At 69.1% G+C, this 1,002-nt stretch carries 1 protein-coding gene; it reads right to left on the bottom strand.

Going from position 1 to position 1,002, the window contains the following annotated elements; all coding sequences use genetic code 11:
• Positions 1 to 34: 34 nt before the first annotated feature.
• The coding region (tnpC, locus tag ACSVC7_RS32690; protein WP_483509184.1) for an IS66 family transposase at positions 35 to 1,002 on the bottom strand (968 nt) is incomplete at its 5' end.

Below are 1,002 nucleotides of genomic sequence, written 5' to 3'. Positions count from 1 at the left end.
GTAACTGCTCACCTGGCTGGCGGCTGGTAAGTGGTCAGGCGACGACGAAGGTTCCGTCGATCAGGTCGCGGATGGCGGTCCAGGCGGATTGGCCTTGCCGGCGCGCGGTTCCAGTGACGGAGCGATAGCCGGCGTGGATGCCCGGCCCCCAGTCGGAGCGGAAGCCGTTGGTGACCTTGCGGAAGATCACGGACGGGCGGATCTCCTGTTCGCTGCCGTTGTTAGTCGGCGGCACGCGGCGGTCGCTGAGAAAGACGAAGAACTTGCTGCGCCACGCCTTGATCTGGCGCTGCAACTCGCGGCCGGCCGGATGGGCGGCGGGAACCCCGAGCAGGGCATCGAGGCCGCGCTCGGCCTTGGCGGCGTAGGCGGCCAGCGTGCTGTCCTTCAAGCTCGGTCTTCGGTGGCCGACGCGGATCGCCCAGCGCAGGTGATCGCGGATCTTCGGCGCCACCACGCTGTCGCCGCCGTCGATGGCGTACTGAACGTCCCGAAGCACATGGGCCAGACAGACCTGATGCACCTGTCCCAACTCCTGCTGGCCGGCATAGCGGTCGGAGATCCACACCTCGGGCTGGTGCTCGCCCAGAACCGCGGCGGCCACCGCCCGGCTCCGGCTTGGCGCGATGATGTGCAGCACGGCCTTCTCGGAATGGAACACCCACTGCCAGTGCGTCACGCCGCCCACCCGCGTCGTGGTCTCGTCCGACGCGATGACGGAAGCGCTCAATAGCTTGGTCGTGATCGCCTTCCGGGCGGTATCGAGCGCGGCCCCCATCCGGCGGAAGGCGTTGGCGATGGCGCCTTCGGAGATGGTCAGCCCAAACACCTCCTTCAGCAGGCCCGCCAGCCGCTCGAAGCTAACGTGATGGCTGTGGTGCAGATAGGCCAGCAGCGCCCGAATGCCCGGTCCGAACGGCGTGCCCGGCGGCATGGCGGCGGGCGGCTCGGCCCGGTAGCGCCGCCCACACTGCCCGCAGCGGCCGCCGAACAGTTCGACCC

The organism is Azospirillum mesophilum (genome assembly GCF_053470405.2).
The sequence above is the reverse complement of the archived record's forward strand: the minus strand, read 5'-3'. Positions and strand labels throughout refer to the sequence as shown.